The following is a 3,370-nucleotide window of genomic DNA, read 5'->3' on the forward strand; positions in this document are numbered from 1 at the left end:
TCCTCGAACTCCTCGGGGTCGCGGTCGCTAACGCGACAGACGGCTGGTTGGTCGCCGACTTCGTGGTCCACGAGCGCCGTCATCCCCGACGATTCCGGTGGCGTGAGGTCGGCGCTTGGGATGGGGTCGCGGTGCTGGTCGACCTTGGGTTCGCCGAGCGCGGCGGCGACACGTCGTTCAAACTCCTCGCTGATGTGGTGTTCGAGCGCGTCGGCCTCGTCGTGGACCTCGCTCCACGAGTAGTCGAGATGTTCGGTGAGATACGCCTCGAGCAGGCGGTGGTGTCGAAGCACTTCGAGCGCGACGGTTTGTCCCTCGCCGGTCAGTTCGACGCCCTTGTACTTCTCGCGGTCGAGAAGTCCGCGGTCTTCGAGTTTGCCGACCATGCTCGTCACCGTCGGCGGCGTCTTTCCGAGGTATTCCGCGATGTCAGAAGTTGAAACAGGCGGCCCGCGTTCCAATTGGAGTGTGTAAATAGCCTTCAGATAGTCCTCCATCACGTCGCTCAACATACCCCGAATTAGACGTGTCTAAACCAAATATCTGGTGGAGCGCATCGGAGTTCGAGACGCGGACTATCACGAAACTGTGACACCGTCAATCGCGAATCGAGACGCCGATTGTCCGGTAGGACAGAACCGCTGTGCCGCGGATTCCGCCTAGATTCCTTGACCCATCAGGTGACTACGGAGGATATCGGCGTTTTTCGTCCCGGATTCGGTGTTGACGGCGACGACCGTCTCGTCTGCATCGAACTCGTCCGCGAGGTCCCAGATGGCGGCGAGGGCGACGCCACCGGCCGGACCGACTTCGACGCCCGCAGTTTGCGCGGCGGTGACCGCCGATTCGAGGGCGTCGTCGTCGCTGACGGAGACAGCGAGGCCGTCCGATTCGCGCAGGGCACGGAGCGCGAGCGACCCGCCAGCGGGGTCGGGAATCTCCAGTTCGCCGACGATAGTGTCGGGGTGGTTCCACGCTTCGTGGTCGTCGTTGTCGGCCTCCCACGCGGTGGCGATAGGTGCACATCCGATAGACTGGGCGGCCACGAGTCTGGGGACGTCGTCGACGAGACCTAACTCGGCGAGGTCCCGGAAGCCCTTGTAGACGCCGTAGATGAGTTCGCCGGTGGCGGCGGGGACGACCACCCAGTCCGGGAGCGACCAATCGAGTCGCTCGGCAACCTCGTAGGCGATGGTTTTCGCACCCTCGTGACGGTACGGATTGTCGAACTCCTGAAGCGTGAACCAGTCGCTTTTGAGCTTTTCGTGAAGTGCGGAGAGCGCCGCGGGATAGCGCCCGCCGACGACCTTCATCTGGCCGCCGTGGACGTTCACCATCGCTTTGTTCGGGAAGGGCGTCCGCGATGGGACGAACCCGTACGAGCGAACATCGATGAGACCCGCGTAGGACGCCGCCGACTGCGCGCCGTTGCCGGGCGAAGCGTGCGCGACGACCTCGGCGTCGGCCTCGCGCGCAGCGGTAAGCGCGAGCGAGAAGCCACGGTCGAGAAACGTGCCGGTTGGGTTTCGGCCCTCGTCTTTGATGAGGAGTGTGCCGACGCCCGTTTCGTCACCGAGCGCCGTGGCCGCCACGAGCGGCGTCGCGCCCTCGTTCGCCGTCACCGGGTCGGAAAAGGGGAGTAGTTCGCGGTAGCGCCACATCGTATCGAAGGGGCGCTCTGCGAGCGTCTCGGCGTCCCACTCGACTGCGTCGAGGTCGTACGTGGGGTCGAGCGGCGCGTCCGCATCACTCGGCCCGGTCGCGGCGGCGTCGTATTCGTCGCCGGTTTCCGTACACACCAGCCCTGAGAACGTGTCGGAAGTTCGCATAGGCGACCCTTTCGAGGGGAGGAACTAAGCCCTTCCCGTCGGGCGATGGCCGCCACCCGCAGGGGCTTTGTGTCGTCCGTCCAAGGAACGGGATATGGATGATAGCCACATCGTGGTCGTCGGCGCGGGACTCGCGGGCCTCGTCGCCGCACGACACCTCGCTGTCGATGGGGCCGACGTGACCGTCATCGAACGACGCGACGACGTTGGCGGACGGGTGAGAACCCGGACGAAAGACGGGTTTACGCTCGACCGCGGGTTTCAGGTCCTCCTAACCGGCTACCCCGCAGTCCGGCGAGAACTCGACTTTGACGCCCTCGACCTCCGGCCACTCGCCCCCGGAGCCACCATCTGTCGGCCGAGTCGCCGGTCGGTCCTCTCCGACCCCCTACGCGACATCGACGGCCTGTTCGACTCTCTCCGAAATCCGGAGGTGACGACGAGCGACAAACTTCGAACGTTGGCACTCAGACAAGACGTGAGCACGCGCGACGAAGGGGAGATATTCGACTCGCCGGACCAGAGCATCCGCGCGTACCTCCGCGATTGGGGCTTCTCCGAGGACTTCATCGAGCACTTTGTCGCTCCCTTCTACGGCGGCATCACACTCGACCGGTCGCTCTCTACCTCGAAGCGGGTGTTCGAATACACCTTCAAGATGCTCGCTACCGGGCGCGCCGCAGTTCCGGCCGACGGGATGCAGGCGATTCCCGAGCAACTCGCAGCGACCGCCCGCGACGAAGGCGCAACCATTCGACTCGGCGAACGCGTCGAGTCGGTCCAGAGCGACGCCGACGGCGCGGTCGTCGCGACAGACGACGAGTCAGTCGAAGCCGACGCGGTCGTCGTCGCGACCGATCCCAAAGAGGCGCGCCGCCTGACGGGCGTAGGGTCGATTCCGACCGACGCACGCAGCTGTGTCACCCAGTACTACACGCTCCCGACCGGAAGCGGTCTCGATGCGGGCAAGCGAATCATGCTCAACGCCCCCAATCCAGACCCCAATACAGTCGTCCCGCTTTCGACTGTCGCGCCGGAGTACGCCCCGCCGGGAAAGGAACTGCTGAACGCGACGTTCCTCGGGGCTGCCGCGCAGGACGAGTCCGAAGAAGAACTCTTCGAGAAGACGCGCCGGACACTGGAAGCGTGGTATTCGGAGCGCTACTTCGACGACCTCGAACTGCTGCACACTGATTACATCTCCTTCGCACAGTTCGCCCAACCGCCGGAAATTCACGATTCGCTTCCGGACCATCGGGACGCGCCCGGTCGAACCTACCTCGCCGGCGACTACACCGCATGGTCGTCGATTCAGGGCGCGATGCGGAGCGGCAAGGAGGCGGCAGACGCCATCCGCGACGACCTCTCGACGTAGGAAGGACGGTACACGCCTCCGTCAGTTTAAAACAACCGACGAAGCTCGCCCAACGGCGGGAACGTGTGCGGCTCGTCCGCATTCTCGCTACGCACCAGCGGGCGGAAAAAGCCCCGGCCCCCGGCGCAGGGGGAGCGGGACACCCCCGCGCGCACACTGTTTCCTT

General features: G+C 64.8%; 3 protein-coding genes. 1 reads left to right on the forward strand and 2 read right to left on the reverse strand.

The genetic code is table 11. The features are described from left to right. On the reverse strand, positions 1 to 512 hold a 512-nt coding region (locus tag QT222_RS04060), incomplete at its 3' end, for a metal-dependent transcriptional regulator (RefSeq protein WP_491476388.1). A gap of 147 nt (positions 513 to 659) precedes the next feature. Beyond that, positions 660 to 1,829 (reverse strand): threonine synthase, encoded by a 1,170-nt coding sequence (locus QT222_RS04065; RefSeq protein WP_491476389.1) that lies wholly within the window; start codon positions 1,827 to 1,829, stop codon positions 660 to 662. Positions 1,830 to 1,923: 94 nt separating this feature from the next. On the opposite strand from QT222_RS04065, the gene QT222_RS04070 reads away from it, so the two are divergent. Next, positions 1,924 to 3,204, forward strand: a complete 1,281-nt coding sequence (locus QT222_RS04070) for an NAD(P)/FAD-dependent oxidoreductase (RefSeq protein ID WP_491476390.1) — start codon at positions 1,924 to 1,926, stop codon at positions 3,202 to 3,204. Positions 3,205 to 3,370 lie beyond the last annotated feature (166 nt).

It is taken from the genome of Haloferax sp. s1 (assembly GCF_058382125.1).

What these genes read in the sequence shown, in the direction of transcription:
- QT222_RS04065 (WP_491476389.1), bottom strand. Translation starts at nt 1,829, where the DNA reads ATGCGAACTTCCGACACGTTCTCAGGGCTGGTGTGTACGGAAACCGGC.
- QT222_RS04070 (WP_491476390.1), top strand. Translation starts at nt 1,924, where the DNA reads ATGGATGATAGCCACATCGTGGTCGTCGGCGCGGGACTCGCGGGCCTC.